The 19910-nt window shown below is 37.5% G+C and carries 22 protein-coding genes, 1 pseudogene and 1 riboswitch; of the genes and pseudogenes, 11 read left to right on the top strand and 12 right to left on the bottom strand.

What is annotated here, in order from left to right:
- The first annotated feature begins 111 nt into the window (after positions 1–111).
- Entirely contained in the window at positions 112–312 is a 201-nt protein-coding gene (locus tag L6W14_RS07705; protein WP_004269397.1) for a cold-shock protein, read from the top strand.
- A gap of 145 nt (positions 313–457) precedes the next feature.
- Positions 458–736 (top strand): amphi-Trp domain-containing protein, encoded by a 279-nt coding sequence (locus L6W14_RS07700; protein ID WP_048390101.1) that lies wholly within the window; start codon positions 458–460, stop codon positions 734–736.
- A 371-nt stretch (positions 737–1107) separates the two neighbouring features.
- Here the strand turns inward: L6W14_RS07700 and L6W14_RS07695 are convergent, their stop codons facing one another.
- Positions 1108–1893, bottom strand: coding sequence for a VOC family protein (locus L6W14_RS07695; RefSeq protein WP_131519772.1), 786 nt, complete (start codon positions 1891–1893; stop codon positions 1108–1110).
- Positions 1894–2042: 149 nt separating this feature from the next.
- Here L6W14_RS07695 and L6W14_RS07690 point away from each other — a divergent pair, with 149 nt between their 5' ends.
- Positions 2043–2528: a flavin reductase family protein gene (locus L6W14_RS07690; protein ID WP_131519771.1), complete on the top strand. Its 486-nt coding sequence runs from the start codon at positions 2043–2045 to the stop codon at positions 2526–2528.
- A 90-nt stretch (positions 2529–2618) separates the two neighbouring features.
- On the opposite strand, the gene L6W14_RS07685 is transcribed toward L6W14_RS07690, so the two are convergent.
- The 5 genes from L6W14_RS07685 to L6W14_RS07665 form a co-directional block, all read right to left on the bottom strand.
- Positions 2619–2774 carry a YezD family protein gene (locus tag L6W14_RS07685; RefSeq protein ID WP_004269393.1) on the bottom strand — a complete coding sequence of 52 codons (156 nt, stop codon included), beginning with the start codon at positions 2772–2774 and terminating at the stop codon, positions 2619–2621.
- 70 nt (positions 2775–2844) lie between these two features.
- Positions 2845–2940: riboswitch (SAM riboswitch) on the bottom strand.
- A 170-nt stretch (positions 2941–3110) separates the two neighbouring features.
- On the bottom strand, positions 3111–4205 hold the full coding sequence (locus L6W14_RS07680; protein WP_131519770.1) for a DUF418 domain-containing protein: 1095 nt from the start codon (positions 4203–4205) through the stop codon (positions 3111–3113).
- Complete coding sequence (locus L6W14_RS07675) at positions 4189–4791, bottom strand: TetR/AcrR family transcriptional regulator (protein ID WP_131519769.1); 603 nt, start codon at positions 4789–4791, stop codon at positions 4189–4191. Before L6W14_RS07675 ends, L6W14_RS07680 begins: the two co-directional genes overlap by 17 nt.
- A gap of 102 nt (positions 4792–4893) precedes the next feature.
- Positions 4894–5568 carry a phosphopantothenoylcysteine decarboxylase domain-containing protein gene (locus L6W14_RS07670; RefSeq protein WP_048390090.1) on the bottom strand — a complete coding sequence of 225 codons (675 nt, stop codon included), beginning with the start codon at positions 5566–5568 and terminating at the stop codon, positions 4894–4896.
- A gap of 71 nt (positions 5569–5639) precedes the next feature.
- Positions 5640–6521, bottom strand: a complete 882-nt coding sequence (locus tag L6W14_RS07665) for a LysR family transcriptional regulator (RefSeq protein ID WP_048390089.1) — start codon at positions 6519–6521, stop codon at positions 5640–5642.
- Between the two features lie 133 nt (positions 6522–6654).
- Between L6W14_RS07665 and L6W14_RS07660 the strand changes: the two genes are divergently transcribed.
- Both L6W14_RS07660 and L6W14_RS07655 read left to right on the top strand, forming a co-directional pair.
- Entirely contained in the window at positions 6655–7554 is a 900-nt protein-coding gene (locus L6W14_RS07660) for a DMT family transporter (protein ID WP_004269389.1), read from the top strand.
- 134 nt (positions 7555–7688) lie between these two features.
- The gene (locus L6W14_RS07655) at positions 7689–8045 is read left to right on the top strand and encodes a hypothetical protein (RefSeq protein ID WP_131519768.1); all 357 of its coding nucleotides are present in this window, start codon (positions 7689–7691) and stop codon (positions 8043–8045) included.
- 115 nt (positions 8046–8160) lie between these two features.
- Here the strand turns inward: L6W14_RS07655 and L6W14_RS07650 are convergent, their stop codons facing one another.
- Both L6W14_RS07650 and L6W14_RS07645 read right to left on the bottom strand, forming a co-directional pair.
- Positions 8161–8598 carry a general stress protein gene (locus L6W14_RS07650; RefSeq protein WP_048390084.1) on the bottom strand — a complete coding sequence of 146 codons (438 nt, stop codon included), beginning with the start codon at positions 8596–8598 and terminating at the stop codon, positions 8161–8163.
- Between the two features lie 190 nt (positions 8599–8788).
- The gene (locus tag L6W14_RS07645; RefSeq protein WP_054550810.1) at positions 8789–9229 is read right to left on the bottom strand and encodes a Dps family protein; all 441 of its coding nucleotides are present in this window, start codon (positions 9227–9229) and stop codon (positions 8789–8791) included.
- 217 nt (positions 9230–9446) lie between these two features.
- Between L6W14_RS07645 and pepF the strand changes: the two genes are divergently transcribed.
- Together pepF and L6W14_RS07635 are read left to right on the top strand one after the other, a co-directional pair.
- Positions 9447–11261 carry an oligoendopeptidase F gene (gene pepF / locus L6W14_RS07640; RefSeq protein WP_237900199.1) on the top strand — a complete coding sequence of 605 codons (1815 nt, stop codon included), beginning with the start codon at positions 9447–9449 and terminating at the stop codon, positions 11259–11261.
- 227 nt (positions 11262–11488) lie between these two features.
- Positions 11489–12472 carry an SEC-C domain-containing protein gene (locus L6W14_RS07635; RefSeq protein ID WP_004269384.1) on the top strand — a complete coding sequence of 328 codons (984 nt, stop codon included), beginning with the start codon at positions 11489–11491 and terminating at the stop codon, positions 12470–12472.
- Between the two features lie 66 nt (positions 12473–12538).
- On the opposite strand, the gene L6W14_RS07630 is transcribed toward L6W14_RS07635, so the two are convergent.
- Positions 12539–12730: a zinc-finger domain-containing protein gene (locus L6W14_RS07630; protein ID WP_004269383.1), complete on the bottom strand. Its 192-nt coding sequence runs from the start codon at positions 12728–12730 to the stop codon at positions 12539–12541.
- Positions 12731–12916: 186 nt separating this feature from the next.
- On the opposite strand from L6W14_RS07630, the gene L6W14_RS07625 reads away from it, so the two are divergent.
- The 4 genes from L6W14_RS07625 (at position 12917) to L6W14_RS07610 (ending at position 15820) form a co-directional block, all read left to right on the top strand.
- The gene (locus L6W14_RS07625) at positions 12917–13309 is read left to right on the top strand and encodes a ribonuclease HI family protein (protein WP_066037704.1); all 393 of its coding nucleotides are present in this window, start codon (positions 12917–12919) and stop codon (positions 13307–13309) included.
- Positions 13310–13540: 231 nt separating this feature from the next.
- Complete coding sequence (locus L6W14_RS07620; protein WP_054550807.1) at positions 13541–14338, top strand: amino acid ABC transporter substrate-binding protein; 798 nt, start codon at positions 13541–13543, stop codon at positions 14336–14338.
- A gap of 67 nt (positions 14339–14405) precedes the next feature.
- The gene (locus L6W14_RS07615; RefSeq protein WP_004269380.1) at positions 14406–15062 is read left to right on the top strand and encodes an amino acid ABC transporter permease; all 657 of its coding nucleotides are present in this window, start codon (positions 14406–14408) and stop codon (positions 15060–15062) included.
- 11 nt (positions 15063–15073) lie between these two features.
- Positions 15074–15820, top strand: a complete 747-nt coding sequence (locus tag L6W14_RS07610; protein WP_048390072.1) for an amino acid ABC transporter ATP-binding protein — start codon at positions 15074–15076, stop codon at positions 15818–15820.
- A 95-nt stretch (positions 15821–15915) separates the two neighbouring features.
- Here L6W14_RS07610 and L6W14_RS07605 read toward each other — a convergent pair whose 3' ends face one another.
- The 3 genes and pseudogenes from L6W14_RS07605 to L6W14_RS07595 form a co-directional block, all read right to left on the bottom strand.
- Positions 15916–17976 carry a HAMP domain-containing sensor histidine kinase gene (locus L6W14_RS07605; RefSeq protein ID WP_131519764.1) on the bottom strand — a complete coding sequence of 687 codons (2061 nt, stop codon included), beginning with the start codon at positions 17974–17976 and terminating at the stop codon, positions 15916–15918.
- Positions 17954–18649, bottom strand: coding sequence for a response regulator transcription factor (locus L6W14_RS07600; protein WP_048390068.1), 696 nt, complete (start codon positions 18647–18649; stop codon positions 17954–17956). Before L6W14_RS07600 ends, L6W14_RS07605 begins: the two co-directional genes overlap by 23 nt.
- Before the next feature lie 212 nt (positions 18650–18861).
- Positions 18862–19518 (bottom strand): annotated as a pseudogene (locus L6W14_RS07595) (NUDIX hydrolase).
- Positions 19519–19910: the final 392 nt, after the last annotated feature.

Below are 19910 nucleotides of genomic sequence, written 5' to 3'. Positions count from 1 at the left end.
TGTTCAATTCCTGTATGTTCTAAGAGAAAATGCAATTTTTTCACATTTTCTCAATGAGTGCACCATTTATTAACTTTATTTTACATTCAAGCGCATTGGAGGCGAATGCTTATGCAACAGGGGATCGTAAAGTGGTTCAATAATGAAAAAGGTTATGGCTTTATTGAATGTGATGATGGCGAAGATGTATTTGTTCATTTTACGGGCATCCAGGAGGAAGGCTTCCGTACACTTGAAGAAGGTCAAAAGGTTTCATTTGATGTTGTGGAAGGCAATCGTGGACCCCAAGCATCAAATGTTGTAAAACTATAAGCATAATGGGGCTATCCATGTAGTTCCAGATTAGCAGCGGATTAGGAAATGCATCGTTTCCTTCATCCGCTTTTTGTATTGTTTTATAAGCTGAATGCCCCCTCCATGTTATAATAGAAGTAACAATACGTAAGGAGGGATCTCGATGCAAAAACAAAATAAACCCATGACTGAAGTTATTTTGAAGCATAAAGAACGACAAAGTGTAGCAGAATTTGCAGCAACACTGGAAACGATTGCAAAAAAGCTTAAAGAAAATGGTGAATTCACTTTTGTTCAAGACACAGAGCCAACAGTTGTCAGCCCAAGTGAACAGCTCAAAATCGAATACTCCTATACAAAAAAGGGCGACAAGCATTCATTTGAAATTGAATTTGATTGGTATACAGGTACAGAAACACCGAAAAAAATGACAATTGAATAATAATTGGCAACGAAAATCCACTTCTCTGATGAAGTGGATTTTTCCATATTGTTGAATTAAAGATCATGTCACTGCTAAAACTTTTTAGCAAGGTGAGGGGGTGATTTCGCTCCAGGGTCTCCTCTATAACGCTAAATCCACAGGAAAGCAAGTAGCCAGCATAATAAATTCTATTGATGGTTTTGTTTTTCAATACTTATGTAAAAAGGCGAGAGCAAAAGTGTTTCAGCCCATAAAAATACCGAGCTATCCACTAAAACGCTTACGAAGTGTTTCGGAATAGTTCGGTTTTTCTAGTTATCATGTTTGTTAATGTAAAGATTATTCGGCTTAATGAAGGTCCCTGTTAGTGATGTTCCAGCCTTTTCTCCTTATCGATTTATCCAATAAAAAGCACCAGGGCAAACTAAAGTTTCCTTTGTTCGTTTAGAATCCTTTAATGTCACACCAAATGGTCCCTCTTTGACATGACCAAGTGTCATTGTCATCGCGCTCTCTTCCTCATAGAAATCTAAACGCATATTCGGTAGCTGTAGTGACATATACTGCTCATATTGCGTAGGCACTGGTAGCTGTAACACCTCTTGCCACAGTTGTACTGTTGCCTGCATGTCCTTGACGTAGAATTGGACGGATTCCATGGTTATAGCCTGTTTGACATCAATGGCACCACTTGCCTTTAATTGAACCAAACGCTCTTCATCTGCCTCCGCCCATTCAATCAAAAATGGAAAATCAATTGGCAGATCTGGCTTACCAAAATGCAATAGCTTCCATTCTACCACAGTGCCATCTGGTCTTGTTCTGCTACATGCATCTGGTCCATATACTTCATAGCCCAATGCTCGCAAGCGTCGACCCTCTTCCTCAATATTTTTTGTGCGCAGAGCAATTCGAGAAAATCCCTGGCGCTCTTGATCACGTTTAAACGTATAATGTAGGGAATATGGGTATTGTGCCGCTTGCTCAAATAAATCACGATCATAGATAGCAATTTGTTCAATATAGCTTAAGCCAAAGTAGCTTAACGTATTATAAGTCCCCCACATCGTGTGCTGCCCACCATTCACTGTATGGACATTTCGTTTATTGAAGAAAACCTTTATATTTTCTGGTGATTCCACTTGATGAACCAAATGATCAAAATATAAAGTCATGGCCATTCCCCTTTCTTTCCCCATTACCTTTACCTGTATGTTTGATTAGTTTAAAATTTACTCAAGAAAAGGAGTTACTAGTAGGATATGAAAAAAAGTTTCGTTTACCTACAAACTCCGTTCACTAATTTCATAAAGAGGTGATTTGAATGACAGATTTAGTAGCTGCTTTTAAATTGGCATTAGGTAATTATCCTACAGGCGTAACAGTTGTCACGACATGTCATGACACAAAACCGATTGGCTTAACCGTCAATTCCTTTGCATCTGTTTCAATCGACCCGCTCCTTATTTTGTGGTCACTCGATAAAAAATCTCAGCTCCATCCTTATTTCACGACTTCGCCAAATTTTGCGGTCAATATTTTAGCGAGTGATCAAGAGCATTTATGTACACTATTTGCCAGTAAAATCCCTGATCGCTTTGCACAAGCAAAATGGTCAACTTCCTCTTTAGGACTACCGATTTTACATGATACAGCAGCTAATTTACAATGTAAAACATTTCAGCAAATCGATGCTGGCGACCATACCATTTTTATTGGGCAGGTCGTAGACATTACAAATGCTCAAAAAGAGCCTTTGCTTTATCATCGCCGTCATATCGGTCCCATACCAAAAAGCTTTTATAGCTAGCCTTTACACAAAAAAAGGGCCACTTGTAAGCACAGGAAATCCTTCATGCTTATAGGTGGCCGTTTGACATAAGTTCTACTGAAATCATTGTTATTTTTTCTGCGGAAATCTCTGCTTTTCAAGCCTATTAATTTGCACAATCACACCATCTTGAATCGTAATATGCACTTCACCAAATTCAAGATTTTGAATCGCCTTCGCAATTGCCTCTAGTTTCTTATCATCTACTTTTACTGACTGAGCCATACGATACACCCCTTCTTTTTTATCCTTATTGTTCATAAAGAGGCCAACGCATCAAACTGATTGATAGCCCCTCCTATCTCTCAGACACCATCTGTTGGATTTGGCACCTGTTGTTCGGTTGCCGAGGCTTCATTGGGCCAAGTCCCTCCACCTCTCTTGATAAGAGTACTGCGTTTCTTGAAAATAATTCTATAATTCTGCTATAGGAATGTCAATACAAAATATTAGAAAACCTAGTTGAATACTATGCAATATGTCGTTTAGATTAAAAGACTCCCTATACCTAAAGTATTTTATGCCTAGTCAGTGAGAAATAGATGGCAATCCATTAATTTATTACAAGCTCCATTTCCTCATCATGAATTCAAGTGGGCCTCGATGATGTTTAGTCCTCCACCATACAGAAACCACGACACATCCTAAAAAATAACAGCAGGCATACAGCATGGAAAAAGCAAGTGTTTGGTTCTCCAGCTTTTGGCAAATAATTAGTATTCCAATGCCTATAACAACATGGCCAACATAATGCGTTAAAGACATTTGTCCAGTTAATATGAAAGATTGAATAACTTTATTTTTACATGTCTCTACAAGATAGATGGAGCCAACAATGATAACAATAGCCGAAGCCGAATTAGAGAGGACATACATCATATTCGGTGGAATCGGTCCTGTATCAAATAAATACAATGCACTCTCTACATCTAATAAATGAATGGTTGTCATCTTAATGAATAACGTTGAACAAGTCTCAGTCACGATGACTAGCAATAAGCCTATCACCAGTAAGTTTTTTCTTAATGTATGATTTGTTAAATCTAATGTGCCCATTACCATCCCTATCAGAAAGAAGCAAATCCAGGGGAATAGTGGATGATAGCCATTAAACATCAAATTTCTTATAAATCCAGCTGGTGTCCAAAAATCAAGATACTCTAGTAGCACATATGTTGGATGCCAACCAGCAAGGTAACTAAATTGAATTTGAAGCCATTGTGAAAGGATAAGGATGGCACCAATTATGAAGATCATCATTTTCTTGGATTGGGCAATCAAACAAGCAGCAACAAACATATACACGCCATAATAATGTAAGATATCTCCTGTCCAGCCGATTGCATATAATATAATCCCTATCGTAAATAACAAAAGCGCCCTCTTCCACAAAGTAAGTCGATTTTGACGAAGAAGGATTGGGTCCTTACTCTCTCTAGCCTGACGAGTCATTAAGGCTGTCCCTATTCCTGCTAGCATGACAAATACGGCCGAAGCACGTCCCTCGAAAAGATGTTGGAAGGCCATTAACCATGTTGAACCATTCGTTGTAGAACCTGTTATGACGCCAAAATTGACAATGAACATGCCAAGCATGGCGAGAGCTCTTGCAAAATCAAGACCTTCAATGCGCCGATCATCATTTCTTTTTGTCATCTTTGCCCCCTTGGATAACGCTATTCACTGCCTCCTTCCAAATAGCCCTATAGTTCAATTGGTTGCCTGTTAACATGAAATTACCGATATTATCATAGACGAGGGCTAGCATCTGTGCCTTCGCTTCTATATGGGGAGTATCCTCTAGCACGCCTAGCTGTACGCCATATCGTAGGATAGCAACAAAGCTCGTTAAAAAGCTTGTTTCTAGCTCTACTAATTGTCTTTTATAGTTTTCATCGCGGGCCGCTAATAGTACATATTGATTAAATATTTTATTAAAATAAGGGTCCTTGTCCTGTGCCTCAATAGATTTATAGCCTAGCTTAAGTAATTCCTCCTTAAAATTAGCAGAAGAAAGCTCTTTATACTCCACAGCGACATCATGTTGAATTTCTTTATACAATTCATCAAATATGAAAGCGATTAATTGATCTTTTGATTGAAAATAATAGTAAATGGCTGGTTTTGAAATACCGACCTCTGTAGCAATCATTGCTAAGCTTGTTTTTTCAAATCCATTTTCCGCAAACATCCCATAAGCAATTTCTATAATCTTTTGAAAAGTTTGTTCTTTATTTCCCATTATTACCCTCCTTTTTTACCGACCGTTAAGTAAATATTATAGGATGCTAACCTTTTAGACAAGAAAAAACTGCGTAGAAATATTTCTCTACACAGTTCATATTTATTGATTTTGTAAATACATCATTAAAGCTTCTGCTGTTTTTTGCTTGCCCATTACTTTAAGAGGCTGTCCATCAGCAGGTACAATCCAATGAGGTTCATCCCCCCCATATAAAGACTGAGAGCTATTTGCTACCATAAATTGTGCATTGGCTGTTTCCATACGCAGTCTGGCACGAGCTAACAAGAATTCCTCATCATTCGTTGCTTCGAGCTTAAAGCCTACTAACGTTACATTCGGTTGCCATCCCTTAATTTGACCTAATACTTTTGGTGCTTTTTTAAAATGAATAATAGGTGGTTCGTCAGAAGGCATTTTCCCCGTTTCCTCCATTAAATTACCTGATTGATCATATACTTTGTCAATGACCCAATCAGAGCCCGCAGCCGCCATAATGACGATATCGACATGTTGTTGTTGAACTGCATGACGCACCTTTTGTCCTAAATCCTCTATGCCTTCAAATTGAATCAATGTCATATCATTTTGGTTTTCTGGGAGCTGTGCAAAGTAACCATGCATGTATACTACGTTAGCGCCAGCAGCCAGCGCCGCCTCTGCTAAATAACACCCCATTGTGCCTTTTGATAAATTCGTATGACCTCGTACACGATCCCATTTTTCAAGTGTTCCCCCACTTGTAATGAGTACGGTTTTGCCCTGTAATGTCCCCATACACTCACCTATTTTCTGAAATATATACAAATACTATTTTAACGTAATGTAAGGATAGGCTTCAATAGCCACTATTTTAGGGAGCTGTTTTGTTCTTTTAGCCAAGCACTTAATATCTCTGCAAATTTCTTTGTGACGGGCGAAGCATGGTGTTTCATGGCAATACCAATTGTTCGGTAGCCACCTTGCTTTAATGGAATCGCTCTCAATGTTGGCGGTAAATTTTGAATAACCAACTGAGGTAAAATACTGATCCCTAAATGATGGGAAATCATGGAAAGAATCCCTACCTCCTCGGAAAGCTCAAAGCGGATATTCGGCTTAACATGATATTGCTCTAATAGCACCTTGACATCATTTGTCCCTTTATAGGAAGTCATAATAAATGGCATATCCTCTAAATCTACGATATCAATTTCTGTCTTATCAAACAATGGACTTTTATCCGAAACAATACATAATAATGGGTCTTGTTGGAGCTCAGTGAACTGATATTGCTCTGACTTTTGACCATTCAAAAATCCTGCTTCTACTTCACCACTTAAAAGCCATTGTTCAATTTCATAGTAATCTCCCTCTCGTAACTCCACCTGTATCCCTGGAAATTGATTATCCATAATTCGAACAATCTCTGGCATCCAATTGGAAGAAATACTCGATATCACACCAATTCGAACCTTACCTCGTGTCACGCCATGAATGTGAGCTGCTTCCTGTTGCAATAATTCTTGAGCATCTAAAACCTGACGCATTGCCCTTAGCATTGTTTGTCCCTCACTCGTTAATGTCACACCCACACGACTTCGATGAATGAGCGCAAAGCCAAACTCTTTTTCTAAACTCGACACGGCATGACTCACAGCAGATTGTGTTAACCCTAGCGCATCAGCTGCTTTTGTAAAGCTTGCCACCTCTGCCACCTTTGTTAAAATCTCATATTTCACTAAGCTCATCCGCAATCCCTCTATATACATGAATTTTTTTAATCCTATTCATTATAAACATTCGTTTTACTAATCACAACACAAGATATATAGTAATTTTTAGTATAAAACTGTTTTAGTACACAGATGGTAGGTGAACATAATGAGTATCCAAGGAAAAGCAAATGTATTGATGGTTATTGTCACAATGTTTTGGGGGCTCTCTTATACCTTTATGGTCATGGGGCTAGAAACGTTGGCAGTTTATAATGTGGTGGCATTACGTTGTATCATCGCATTTTTCGTAGCAGGACTTATTTTTTACAAACGGATGATCAAAGTAAATGGTAAAACATTAAAATATGCGGCTATTCAAGGATTTTTATTATTCATTGTGTTCGCGTTAAGTTTATTTGGTTTACAATCTACTTCTGTTTCAAATGCTGGCTTCATCTTGAGCCTAACGGTCGTGTTAGTGCCGATTTTTAGCAGCTTTATTGAAAAAAAATTACCTTCTCGAGCAGTTAGCTTTGCGATCATTTGTACCATGATTGGTATTACCGTTTTAACAGCACACGGCTCATTCACATTCCATAAAGGTGATTTATTAGTAGCAATTGCTGCGTTATGTTATTCAATTTATTTACTTTTAAATAGCTCATTCACACGAAATGTAGAGTCCATTTCATACGGAATTTATCAGCTTGGCTTTGCTGGTATTTATGCACTTGTGTTAACCTTTCTATTCGAAACACCGACAATGCCAAATTCAGCAATATCCTGGATTGCAATTTTAGGGCTTGGCATCATCTGTAGTGCGTTTTGCTTTGTGGGTCAAACTGTTGCACAACAGTATACTTCTGCTACACATACAGGTCTTATATTCTCCTTAGAACCAATTTTTGCCGCTATGTTTGCCATGATGTTTATCGGAGAAGGCATAACAATGAAATTAATGATTGGTGGCAGCTTCATTCTTATAGGGAATTTAGTAGCACAATTAGAGCATTTCCATGTATTACGTTTTATGAAAAAGGATGCACAGGAAAAAGTCATACAATAATATAGTGCATATGAATAAAAAAGGAAGCTGAGCGTTATTTCTCAAGCTTCCTTTTACTATGTATTGATTTTATAGCACGATTGCATGTAAAATAGACTAATTTTTACAGGTACGAAAATAAAGGAGATTCATACATGCAATTTCAAACCTTACATACGTCATATTATTTACCAAACAAGGATAATCAACCAATTCAAACACAAAACCTACTGGATTTAATGAGACATGTCGGTGGCCGTGAAGAGGAAGACGAAAAAAAGAACAAATCGAAAACTGAGGTCAGATACGAAAATGGCTATGTACGTCAATACCTTGTCAAACCAACAGGACAAAGGGTTCTCCTCATGGAAACCAAACAAAGCCTTGATATTAGAGAATCTACTAATTTACAAGACCTGCTTTCGCAACCTTTTAAAAAGAAAACAAGTGATCCTATTCTCTCAATACTAAATGCGAAAAATAACATTTCTAAATATAAAGATGGCATTTAAAAAATAGCCCTTCTTTTCAAGAAATGCTAGATAAAATAATAGACAAAGTCGAAACAATCGACTTTGTCTATATTCAAACTAGCGAGGAATAGTCATATCTCGTTAGTTTGATTCATTATAAAAATCTTCTATATTGCTCTGCCTCTGCCATACGCTGTTGATTTCTTAAACGCTCCTCTTGCTCTTCAGCTGTCTCTGGATATGTTTGGAGTGTATCAACATCATCCTCATGTTCTGCATATAAGACAATACTTCCTTGTTCTACAAGATGCGCATAGTAAGCGATTTGTCCCTCTGACAGATTAAATCGTTTTAAACCCTCTGTAACGGCTGAGTCGCCTGTAAACCAAGATTTAAATTGATCTACCCAATTTCCAGCCTCATGCGTTTGCACATCGGCATCCCATTTTACATCCTCAAACTGTTGGGGATCTCTCGCAATAATATGAATATCGTCTTGGTGATAACCTTCCATTCGCATATTCTCTAAAATGTGAAGCATTTCATCCCTTGTATGGGCCACCTCAATTTTTGGATTTTGTTCATTCATCATGTTCAATTCCTCCTATGTTGTATGGCTTACTAGGTAATTACCCGCACTACACACAAACAAACCCAATTTACTAAACTGTAATAATTGTTAAATTGCCTTAAACTACGTTGCTGATTTGACATAATAAGTTCAGGGCAGAAAAAAAGCATGCTGGAGAGAATTTCTTCTTCAGCATGCAAATTGTCAATTTTTACTTGTCAAGAAAGGCCTTTAACATCCATGTATGCTTTTCAAGAGACTGATACATGGCATTGAGTAAATCCTCTGTACGGTCGTCTCCTTCTTCTGCGGCTAGCTCCATTGTAGAATTTAAAGCTTTCATCAGCTTTTGGAAATCTGAGATTGTCGTTGCAACCATGTCCTCTGTCGTTTCTTCACCTGTTGCTTCATCTACATAGGATAGCTCTAGATGCTCTTTTAATGTTGCCACTGGCTTGCCATCCTTTGATAAAATACGCTCTGCTATTTCATCTAAATTCAATGTTGTTTCATTATATAGTTCTTCAAATTTTGCATGCAATGTAAAGAAGGCTGGACCTGTGACATACCAATGATAATTGTGTAGCTTTGTATAAAGCACAGACCACGTCGCCACTAGCTTATTTAATTGTTTGTTTAAGTTTTGTGTCATAATCAATTTCTCCTCCAATATGTCTTGTTCTAGCCATTAGTATGAGTCATAAAAGATGTTGGCTATACACTCATTGTTCCCGACCGACAATATTTCAAACATCCTTCATGAGAAACGATTTAGAGTAAGAATATTTCAACTATTCTATGAAATTATTTCACTTTCCGAAATAGTTTCGTTATAATGAAATCACTTATATGTAAAGGGGTGTCCATAAATGAAAGTTTTACCATTACGAAAAGATGTTGCAGTAGAGGAAACTTGGGATTTAACAGATTTATTGAGCAATGAGGCTGATTTTGAACCTACCTTAGCACAATTAGTGGAAGATGCACTTAGCTTCGAGCAACAATACAAAGGTACGATTACAAATGCACAAAAAGTAATCGACGTGTTAACAGCCTTTGAAGAGCTACAAAAAAAGTTTGTTCCGATTGGCACATATGCAAGCTTAAATCTTGAGACAGATCGCACAAATGATGTAGCACAAATGCGTGCGGCAAAGTTTGGTACAGCTATCGGAAAAGTCAGCAGTGCACTATCCTTCGTGCGCAGCGAGTTACTGGCATTGGATGAAGCTGTTTTACAAGAAGCAGCGACATTAAGCCCTCTTTACAAACGATATCTAGAGGAATTATTAAAACGAAAACCACACCAGCTCCATCCTGAAGTGGAAAAAGCGCTGGCAGCCTTCAGTGCCACATTTGATGCGCCATATAAAACGTACAATACGACAAAATTAGTGGACATGGATTTTGGCGAATTTGAAGCCAATGGCGAAAAGCATCCTCTTAGCTTTGTGCTGTACGAAAATGACTGGGAGTTTGAAGCAAATACAGATGTACGCCGTGCTGCCTTTCAAGCCTTTTCAAGCAAGCTACGCGATTACCAGCATACAACGGCACAAGTATATAACACACATATTCAACAAGAAAAAACAATGGCTGACCTAAGAGGCTTTCATTCTGTCATTGACTATTTACTATTTGATCAGGATGTCGATCGTTCACTCTATAATCGTCAAATTGATTTAATCACTAAAGAGCTTGCCCCACATATGCGTCGCTATGCAACGTTAATTCAAAAAGCCAACGGAATCGACCAAATGACATTTGCAGATTTAAAAATTGCACTTGACCCTGATTATGATCCAAGATTATCGATGGCTGAGGCAAAAGAATATGTTGAAAAGGCTTTAGCCGTTATGGGGAATGACTATAATCAATTAATGGAGAGAGCCTTTAATGAACGTTGGATAGACTATGCGCCAAACAAAGGAAAATCTACAGGGGCATTTTGTTCAAGCCCGTATGGTAGCCATCCTTATATTTTAATGTCCTGGAATGAACAAATGAATGAAGTCTTTACACTTATTCATGAGCTTGGTCATGCTGGGCATTTTGCAAATACGTATGAACATCAATCGTATCTTAATAGTCGTCCATCTCTATACTTTATTGAAGCGCCATCGACAATGAATGAAATGCTGTTAGCAAATTATTTACTAACACATAATGAAGATCTACGCTTTAAACGTTGGGTAATTTCCAATATTGTAGCGAAAACATATTATCATAACTTTGTTACACATTTACTAGAAGCTGCCTATCAACGCAAAGTATATGAATTAATTGATGCTGGAGAAGCAGTTAATGCAACCATCCTCAATCAATTAAAACGTTCCGTGTTGGAAGATTTCTGGGGCGATACAGTCGCTATTTCTGAAGGTGCTGAACTCACATGGATGCGCCAGCCGCACTATTATATGGGCCTTTATCCATACACATATAGTGCAGGGTTAACCATCTCCACACAAGTGTCTCAACGTATTTTAAAAGAGGGCGCTCCAGCTGTTGAAGATTGGCTAGCAGTTCTTCGGGCTGGCGGTACAAAATCACCAGTGGAGTTAGCGCAAATGGCTGGTGTTGATATTACGACTGACCAACCACTTCGTGATACAATTGCCTACATTGGCCATTTAATTGATGAGCTTGAACGTCTAACAGTGGAAATCGAAGCGGTTCAGCAATAATTTAACTAGAAGACGGTCCTGCCTATTCAAGGTATAGATCGTTTTCTTTTTTTAGTTCTAAGTAGAAAAATACGTACATATACTAGAATCAGGGCGTCCCTCTATATTTTTTAGATATTTCAAAATAGACAATTATTTTTCTTCATACAAAAGTACCGTTATTATTAAGAGTACGCAAATTATTTAGCAATATACGATTAACAATGATTAAAGGAAGTGTTCTAATTATGGTAAAACGTAATGATCCATGCCCATGCGGTAGCGGCAAAAAATATAAAAAATGTTGTGAAGGCAAACAACAAGTAACAGTGGAAGCAGTACAAATCGAAGAATTAGAGCGTGTGCTACAAACATTTTACTTAGAATATCCAGAACGTAAAGATGTTCGTGCCTATATTGAGCATGTGGGCACATGGCAGCCTAAATTAGAGAGCGTTTTACAGCGAGAGCTTATTGAAGCCATCGCTTTAGACGACTTTTTCTTCCATCAAGAGCCATCTATTTGGAAAAATTATTTGAAGAAAACGAAGAAAAAAGCGGTAAGACCTTCTACAGTCAAAGTACTTGAAGATTGGTCTCAGCCTACTTTATTTATTGGTACGGTGTCTGTTGTTGAGGAAAAATATTTCAAGGCTAATCATATACTTACAAATGATGAGCTTTATATTCGACGTGAAAATAACAAACCGATTCCTGAAGGTATGCATGTATTTGCCTTCATTTTACCAGATGGCACAAAGAAATCGGCTCATTATTTAGCTGTGTCTACACTGATTTTCTTCCCAGAGGATCATGCGAAGGTCTTTGAAGAATTTAAGAAGCGCTTTGAGGCTTCAGAGAAGAAGGTTGGCTCCTTCTTAAAAGAAGAGCACCTAGCATTTTGGGAGTTATTAGTATCAAATGGCTATAAAGGTGAGGAATTCTCAAACTTTGAGAGCAATGTCCTGACACAAGTAAAAGACTTCCTAGAGCAAAATGAGCGTGAAACTGCACCGATGCTTGAGCTTTTAGAAGACTATTTAATTGAAGGTCAACCGACTGCGCGTAAAGAAGCGGCCATTGCAGCTGGTGCTATTCGTTACGGTCAGGAAAAGGAGCTGTTTGAGTCCCTTTCTATGACGGTAAAAGAAATCGCTGCGACATTTGATATTTCGGCTTCCTCTCTTACAAAGTATTACCAAGATCTAAGCAGCTATGCTGAAACGAAATAATCTTGGCAATTAAAGAAGCTACATGTACTAGCGTTTTGCTAATACATGTAGCTTTTTCTCATGTGTTTATTTGCTATAAACTTTTAAAAGTTCTTCCCCTAGGAACTGTAGCTTTTCTCCAACTGAACAGGCTTCAATGCAGAAACGATGAGCCCCTGGTTTACCACGTTCTTTACGTAATTGCTTAATCACTAAGCAATCCGAACAATACGTATCATGCAGTTCATCAATATCCTTCATAACCGTCACTTTATCCATGTTGAACTCTCGCTCCTTTCACGTCCAAAATTCACTTCCTACTATTATGAAGCGTTCAATTTCAACAAGCAACTATTTTGTTTACTTCCTACGTATTTTTTTAAACACGATTTGCCCCACAAGGATGCTTTGCCCATAGCCTTGTTGTACAATTATAGAGAAGTCAAATCACAAAGTAGGGATGATATGTTAGAGGTTTATATAGATGCTGCCAGTGCAGGAAATCCTGGGCCAAGTGGTATAGGAATATTTATTAAAGGTGAAGGTCACCAGATCCAAATTAGCGAGTATATTGGGGAAACAAACAACCATATTGCTGAATTTTCGGCATTGGTTCGTGGTCTTGAAGAAGCACAAAAGCTAGGCTCCCCTCTTGTCTCGGTGCGTTCAGATTCCAAAATCGTTGTTGCTTCTATGGAAAAAGAATATGTGAAAAATGAGGAATTTAAACCTTATTTAGAAAAAGCTTTAGCGCTTGCTACTAGCTTTGATTTATTCTTTATCAAATGGGTGCCCGACTCACAAAACAAAGCGGCCGATGCCTTGGCACGAAAAGCAATCCAAAGTAAAAATGGCTAGCCTCATTTCACAGGACTGTTCAATAGGAGCAGTCCCTTTTTCTTTTCCCTATTCTTTAGTTACTTACTATCCCCAAATTTTATTATTTTATGAAATTCAAAAAATGCTAGAAAACGCCGCTCATTTTCTGATTAATCCAAAACGATATTGACATTGCTAGAGTACGATGTTATCCTTTAACACATTAGTAGTTTAGCAAACGAAAGCGTTAGATTATAGGGGGAAACTAAAATGAAACGTGTATTGACTTTATTTATGATGCTGACAGCTGTCATCGTTTTAGCAGCATGCGGGACTTCAAAAGAAAAGACAGCAGAAAAAGACGAAACAGCAGCAGATCAAGAAAAAATTATTATCGGAATTGACGATAAATTTGCACCAATGGGCTTCCGCGATGATAAAAACGACATCGTTGGATTCGATATTGATTTAGCTCGCGCTGCAGCAGAGCATATGGGCGTTGAAGCAGAATTCCAGCCAATCGATTGGAAAACAAAAGAGGCTGAATTATTAAGTGGACGTATTGATTTAATATGGAACGGTTATACCATTACAGATGAACGTAAGGAAAAGGTTTTATTTACAAAGCCTTATCTCGAAAACTCTCAAGTTGTGATAACAAAGGCAGATTCAAAGATTACGAAGCTAAGTGATTTAGCTGGACAAGAAGTAGGTATTCAATCCCTTTCTTCTGCAGCAGATGCATTAAACGGTAACCCAATTCACAAAGAAGTGAAAAAAATTACAGAATTTGCGGATAATGTTTTAGCATTATCAGACTTAAAAACAGGCCGTGTTGATGCTGTGGTAATTGATGCTGTAGTTGCAGAATATTACATGACACAAGAGCCTGACACATTCAAATTATTAGAGGAATCACTCGCACCTGAGCAATACGGTATTGGTGTGAAACCAGGAAATGAAGCCTTATTAGAAAAACTACAAGCCGCATTAGACAAAATGAATGAAGACGGTACTGCGGCTGACATTTCAACAAAATGGTTCGGTGAAGATAAAGTATTAAAATAATGACAGGATACATCAACTGTAAGAGTTTCCTTAGCGGAACTCTTACTCTTTTTGGAGGGACATCGTTATGGCGGATTACTGGCAAACTATGATATTACCGATGCTAGAAGGGGCAAAAATGACAGTTTTACTGTTCTTCATTGCCATTCTGGTATCGATTCCATTTGGCTTTTTACTAACACTCGCCGTAAAAAGTCGGATAAAACCACTCGCTTGGCTTGCACATACGTATATTTATATCATGCGTGGTACACCACTATTACTACAATTATTATTAATTTGCTTTGGTTTACCTATGCTGCCAGTAATCGGTGAATATTTAGTATTGGATCGTTTTGTGGCCGCTTGTCTTGGCTTTATTTTAAATTATGCTGCCTACTTTGCAGAAATATTCCGTGGTGGTCTTCTTGCCATCGATAAAGGACAATATGAGGCAGCCCAGGTACTCGGCTTATCCAAATGGCAAACGACGACACGTGTTATTTTGCCACAAATGTTTCGTGTCGCCTTACCCGCATTATCAAATGAATCCGTTACACTAATTAAGGATACAGCCCTACTTTATGCAGTTGCTGTTCCCGAATTACTACATTTTGCGCAAACAGCTGTCAATCGGGACTTCACAATTACACCGTTCTTTATTGCTGGTGCAATTTACTTAGTCATGACCCTTGTCTTGACGGTGTTCTTTAAATGGCTAGAAAAACGCTTTAAATTCGAATAGAGGTGACACATATGGCATTAATGGAAGTAACAAATTTGAAGAAATCTTTCGATCAGGTGGAGGTTCTGAAACAAATTACATTTTCAGTAGAGAAGAATGATGTCATTGCAGTTATCGGTCCCTCTGGATCTGGGAAAAGTACAATGCTTCGAAGCTTAATACATTTAGAAGAAATCGATGGTGGCAGTATTGTAGTAGATGGCGATTATTTAGTGCAAGATGGTCGATATACAAAGCCACAAGACATCAAAGCAATCACAGCTAAAATGGGGATGGTCTTTCAACACTTTAACCTGTTCCCCCATTTAACCGTTCAGCAAAACCTTGAAATGGCACCGAGCTTATTAAAAACAGAATCGACAGAAGCTATTACAAAACGCTGTCAAGATTTACTACAAAAAATTGGTCTTGCCGACAAGGCCAAGGCTTATCCAGCCAATCTTTCTGGTGGTCAAAAACAGCGGGTAGCAATTGCACGTGCCCTTATGATGAATCCTCAAATTTTATTATTTGATGAGCCTACCTCTGCCTTAGATCCTGAGCTGACAGGCGAAGTATTAAAGGTTATGAAAAGCCTAGCAGAGGATCAGATGACGATGATTGTGGTAACACACGAAATGGGCTTTGCACGAGAGGTAGCAAATAAGGTCGTCTTTATGGATGGTGGTCAAATTATCGAATCCGATCATCCAGACAACTTCTTTACAAACCCTCAAAACGACCGTACAAAGGCATTTTTACAAAAGAATTTTAACTAAGTTAAGGGAGAGTTGGCTTATGCCGCTCTCTTTTTTTATCTTCTTTACGTACACAAAAGGAATAGGACTCGCATGTATCCTATTCCTTTATTACATTATTCATTTGGAAATTTAGGTAGATAAATCATGACCTTAAATAAATCACCATCTACTTGAACTAAGAATTTGCCATTCTGGATGTGAATAAGGCTTTCAGCAATCGACAACCCTAATCCGCTACCTTGACTTGATCTTGATTCGTCACCTCGTTTAAAGCGTTCCATTAACTCATCAACTGAAATATTTAATTCATATGCTGAAATATTTTTAAATGTCACAAGTATTTCATTCCCTACATCTTCAACACCAATATATACCCTTGATGTAGGCAGTGCGTATTTAAAAATATTCGAGAATAAGTTTTCGATGGAACGCCATAGGAGTTTACCATCAGCCTTCACATACACTTTTTCTGTTGGATGGGCTAACTTAAAATCTAATGACGAGGCTTCAATTTTTTCATCCATTTCTCCAATTCCTTGCGTTAGTAATGAGACGATATCAATCCGTTCTAACTGAACAGGTATACTACCACTTGATGCTTTAGCCGCTTCAAATAAATCATCCGTTAAAAGCTTGAGTCTTTTCGATTTTTGATCTAACACATCTACATATTCTTCAATCATTTTAGGATCGTTTTCTAATTTCAATAAATCAACATACGTAATAATTGACGTTAAAGGCGTTCTAATATCATGCGAAACATTCGTAATAAGTTCTGTTTTTAAACGCTCACTCTTGATTTCACTATCCACTGCCTTTTTTAACCCATCAGTAATACGGTTAATATTTTCTGCAAGTTGATTAAACTCCCCTTTTCCGTCAACTTCAATTCGATGATGAAGATCTCCATTTTTAATTTGCTCTACGCCCTCTTTAATGCGGTTAAACGACTTCACCTTTCTCATTGCCAACCAGGCAGCAATCCCCATCGTAATAGGAAACATGAAAAACGTAGCCGCCACTACTAATGGATAGCCAATAATTAGCAGCACAATTTTGACGCCTGTACTGCCACTGTCAAAAACATGTTTCAGCAAAATAAATAGCTTTTTGAAAAGTTGATAGAGGAGTGTATGCTGAAATAACGTTCTGTTTTTAATATGCTTTACGAGTGATAAAATCAATAGTAAGCCAATGATAAATATAGGCACGGTGAAGAACATGTACATATCACGGAAGACTTCAACAATCATGGCAATCCACATCGCTGTTAAGCAACCGATAAGCACAATATTAAGGTCATTATAAAGTTTATCTATGACATGGAAATGAATTTCTTCTTTATCCAATGGCGTTCTTCCAATAACTATGATTAAATACACAAAACTTAAAATAAACCCCGCTAGAAATACTATCCATTCATTCAGAAAACCTTGGGCAGCCGCTTTATCTTTTTCCCATTCCGATATTTTTTGCTGTAGGTAAGAATCTTTAAAGGCCACATAAATAACATCTGTTTGTGGGTTCAACATGTTAACTTCGTGTGTAAAGTAATCCAAGTATTGACTTTCTTTCACTTCATTTGGGTAAAGCTTTTGTTGATAATCTTCAAATAACATATAGGCATCAAAGGATTCAAATTGCTCTTTCTTTGTGAGATCACTATTGGAGAACTTATGTTCACCGTCACTCGCATAAAACACAATTCCTTCATAGGCTTCGAGCGTACTACGCAATTGATAAAAATTTCTTACCTGTTCTGTCATACTTTCTTCTTTTGTTCTAGCAATGTCTTTTGCATATTTTTCTTGATAGATGTGCTTATTTTCCTCTTCACTCAAATTAGGATTATATCTGTAAGAATTGCGGAAATCATAATATAATTCCTCTTCGATTCTTCTACTATCCTCCCCTGTTAGTGTCTTACCACTTAAAATATATTCTTCACTTTTGTATTTTCCAATTAATTGCGCTAAAGGAGCAATAATGCTGTAACTTTCATCAGCGAATGCTCGGCTTTCAAAATAGTTATCTTGATTTATACTACTAAGATGAATCTCATTAAATTCCATGTTAAACATTACTCTCGCTATACCAGTTAAACAAGCGACAGCAATTAGAAACACAACTACTTTCGTAATAAGTGCATGACTAATACTTCTCAACTTTCTCAACCTTATACCCAACTCCCCATACAACTTTTAAATACTTCGGCTCTTTTGGATTAATTTCAATTTTTTCTCGAATCTTTCGAATATGAACCGAAACCGTATTTTCAGGATTAATAGCCCTGACATTCCATACCTTTTCATAAATTTCTTCAATCGTGAATACTCTTCCAGCATTGGCTGTGAGAAGCTTTAAGATTTTATATTGCACTGGTGTCAAATGAACCTCTTGTTTATCAACAGTAATGATTTTCTGTTCATCATCAATCACAAGACCACCCGTTTGAAATACAGCACTACTCCTCTCAAGACTTCCAAAGGTCGTATACCTTCTGAGCTGCGATTTCACTCTAGCCACAAGTTCTAATGGGTTAAACGGCTTGGCCATATAATCATCCGCTCCGATATTTAATCCCAGTATTTTATCATAATCCTCTGATTTAGCAGAAAGCATAATTAATGGAATCATATTATCTTGCCGAATCTTCATCGTCGCCGTAATCCCATCCATTTTGGGCATCATAATGTCCATAATAATAAGATGAATAATGTGATCTCGAATAAGATCGATTGCCTCTATCCCATTGTAAGCTTTGAATACTTGATAGCCCTCATTTTCTAAATAAATGCTAATCGCCCTAACAATTTCTTTATCATCATCACAAATCAAAATGTTCAACTACATTCACTCCTCCACCGCTTTAGGTTCATGTCAATCACCCCTATAGGATTCGTATAAGGATATAATACTAATTAAATCTTAACAAACTCAGACATCAATTCTTAAGATTTTCTTAGTGTTTTCCTTTATGCACACTTTATGTCAAATACAAATTCGAAAAAATCGACGAATACAATAAAAAATGGAGAGCTGGTTTGAGCGGCTCTCCTTTAATCGTCAAATAGACAATTCATATTATTCAGCTTGAGATATCCATCAAAATAGGTAGGTAAATGTAGATTATTTAAATGACAAAAAGCTAATTTTACTTGTGATTCGGTATTTCTAGCCATTGATAGAGAGGGTAGTTCATTTTCAGCAAAGAACGCAACAGCGTTAGTTTCCATGCTTTCTTCTGCCCGTCCTTCAATGATTTCACATTGGATAAACATTTTATAGACATGGTAGAGAGATGGTGGATGAGGGTGGCACTTCTTATCTAATACACTTATGAGTTTGATTGCTTTTACATCAAATCCTGATTCTTCTTTCGCTTCTTTGATGGCTACTTCACTAGGTGTAAGGCCGATGTCGCCCCAGCCACCTGGTAATGACCATCACCATCCATTTTTTCTTTAACCATTCCTATTTTATTGTCCCTAAAAACCATCGACCGAATATCTATTTTGGGGTGCATAACCCGTCTCATGAGCAAATAAATCACGTATAACTGTCTTATCGCTCTCTGTATGGTGGGCTATAATAGCAACGCTTATTTCTCTTAATGATTCAAACCTTTCCAAGTCATAAATATCCTTCGAATAAGTTAGTCCTGCCTATGCAATTGATTGTAGTTGTTTTACCAACTCAAGCCATTTATGTTCTATATATTTTCATACCTTTTTTATTCTTTTACTCTACCGACTGATTCCCTAAAAATCATTGTAGTCCATGACAATTAAATTTACATTATTTGAAAAAAACTGTTTATCCATGTTATAATCCTTAGTGAAGATGTATATAAGTAAATAAGACCATTGGTGCTGGAACACCAATGGTCCTAGTAACAAGACGAATCGCTTCAAAGGCGATTTGCAAAGTGATAAAAGTAAACCATCTCACATGCTGGCGAGGCAGGGGCGGTTTACTTTTTTTGTGTAAAAGTAAATGACAATGCAAGGACAGAAACAATAAGTGTTGAAAGACTTATCGCAACCATTATTGCTTCAAAAATAGTCAAAGGCATCAACTCCTTTCTCTTCCATAAGTTGAATGAGAT

This window comes from Lysinibacillus sp. ACHW1.5 (assembly GCF_022014815.1).
Taxonomy (GTDB): Bacteria; Bacillota; Bacilli; order Bacillales_A; family Planococcaceae; genus Lysinibacillus; species Lysinibacillus capsici.
Note: the sequence above shows the minus strand (reverse complement) of the source record. Positions and strands in the feature narration are given on the sequence as shown.

What these genes read in the sequence shown, in the direction of transcription:
- pepF (WP_237900199.1), top strand. Translation starts at nt 9,447, where the DNA reads ATGAAAGTTTTACCATTACGAAAAGATGTTGCAGTAGAGGAAACTTGG.
- L6W14_RS07645 (WP_054550810.1), bottom strand. Translation starts at nt 9,229, where the DNA reads ATGACACAAAACTTAAACAAACAATTAAATAAGCTAGTGGCGACGTGG.
- L6W14_RS07635 (WP_004269384.1), top strand. Translation starts at nt 11,489, where the DNA reads ATGGTAAAACGTAATGATCCATGCCCATGCGGTAGCGGCAAAAAATAT.
- L6W14_RS07680 (WP_131519770.1), bottom strand. Translation starts at nt 4,205, where the DNA reads ATGACAAAAAGAAATGATGATCGGCGCATTGAAGGTCTTGATTTTGCA.
- L6W14_RS07655 (WP_131519768.1), top strand. Translation starts at nt 7,689, where the DNA reads ATGCAATTTCAAACCTTACATACGTCATATTATTTACCAAACAAGGAT.
- L6W14_RS07705 (WP_004269397.1), top strand. Translation starts at nt 112, where the DNA reads ATGCAACAGGGGATCGTAAAGTGGTTCAATAATGAAAAAGGTTATGGC.
- L6W14_RS07630 (WP_004269383.1), bottom strand. Translation starts at nt 12,730, where the DNA reads ATGGATAAAGTGACGGTTATGAAGGATATTGATGAACTGCATGATACG.
- L6W14_RS07665 (WP_048390089.1), bottom strand. Translation starts at nt 6,521, where the DNA reads ATGAGCTTAGTGAAATATGAGATTTTAACAAAGGTGGCAGAGGTGGCA.
- L6W14_RS07690 (WP_131519771.1), top strand. Translation starts at nt 2,043, where the DNA reads ATGACAGATTTAGTAGCTGCTTTTAAATTGGCATTAGGTAATTATCCT.
- L6W14_RS07700 (WP_048390101.1), top strand. Translation starts at nt 458, where the DNA reads ATGCAAAAACAAAATAAACCCATGACTGAAGTTATTTTGAAGCATAAA.
- L6W14_RS07685 (WP_004269393.1), bottom strand. Translation starts at nt 2,774, where the DNA reads ATGGCTCAGTCAGTAAAAGTAGATGATAAGAAACTAGAGGCAATTGCG.
- L6W14_RS07625 (WP_066037704.1), top strand. Translation starts at nt 12,917, where the DNA reads ATGTTAGAGGTTTATATAGATGCTGCCAGTGCAGGAAATCCTGGGCCA.
- L6W14_RS07670 (WP_048390090.1), bottom strand. Translation starts at nt 5,568, where the DNA reads ATGGGGACATTACAGGGCAAAACCGTACTCATTACAAGTGGGGGAACA.
- L6W14_RS07650 (WP_048390084.1), bottom strand. Translation starts at nt 8,598, where the DNA reads ATGATGAATGAACAAAATCCAAAAATTGAGGTGGCCCATACAAGGGAT.
- L6W14_RS07610 (WP_048390072.1), top strand. Translation starts at nt 15,074, where the DNA reads ATGGCATTAATGGAAGTAACAAATTTGAAGAAATCTTTCGATCAGGTG.
- L6W14_RS07660 (WP_004269389.1), top strand. Translation starts at nt 6,655, where the DNA reads ATGAGTATCCAAGGAAAAGCAAATGTATTGATGGTTATTGTCACAATG.
- L6W14_RS07695 (WP_131519772.1), bottom strand. Translation starts at nt 1,893, where the DNA reads ATGACTTTATATTTTGATCATTTGGTTCATCAAGTGGAATCACCAGAA.
- L6W14_RS07620 (WP_054550807.1), top strand. Translation starts at nt 13,541, where the DNA reads ATGAAACGTGTATTGACTTTATTTATGATGCTGACAGCTGTCATCGTT.
- L6W14_RS07675 (WP_131519769.1), bottom strand. Translation starts at nt 4,791, where the DNA reads ATGGGAAATAAAGAACAAACTTTTCAAAAGATTATAGAAATTGCTTAT.
- L6W14_RS07615 (WP_004269380.1), top strand. Translation starts at nt 14,406, where the DNA reads ATGGCGGATTACTGGCAAACTATGATATTACCGATGCTAGAAGGGGCA.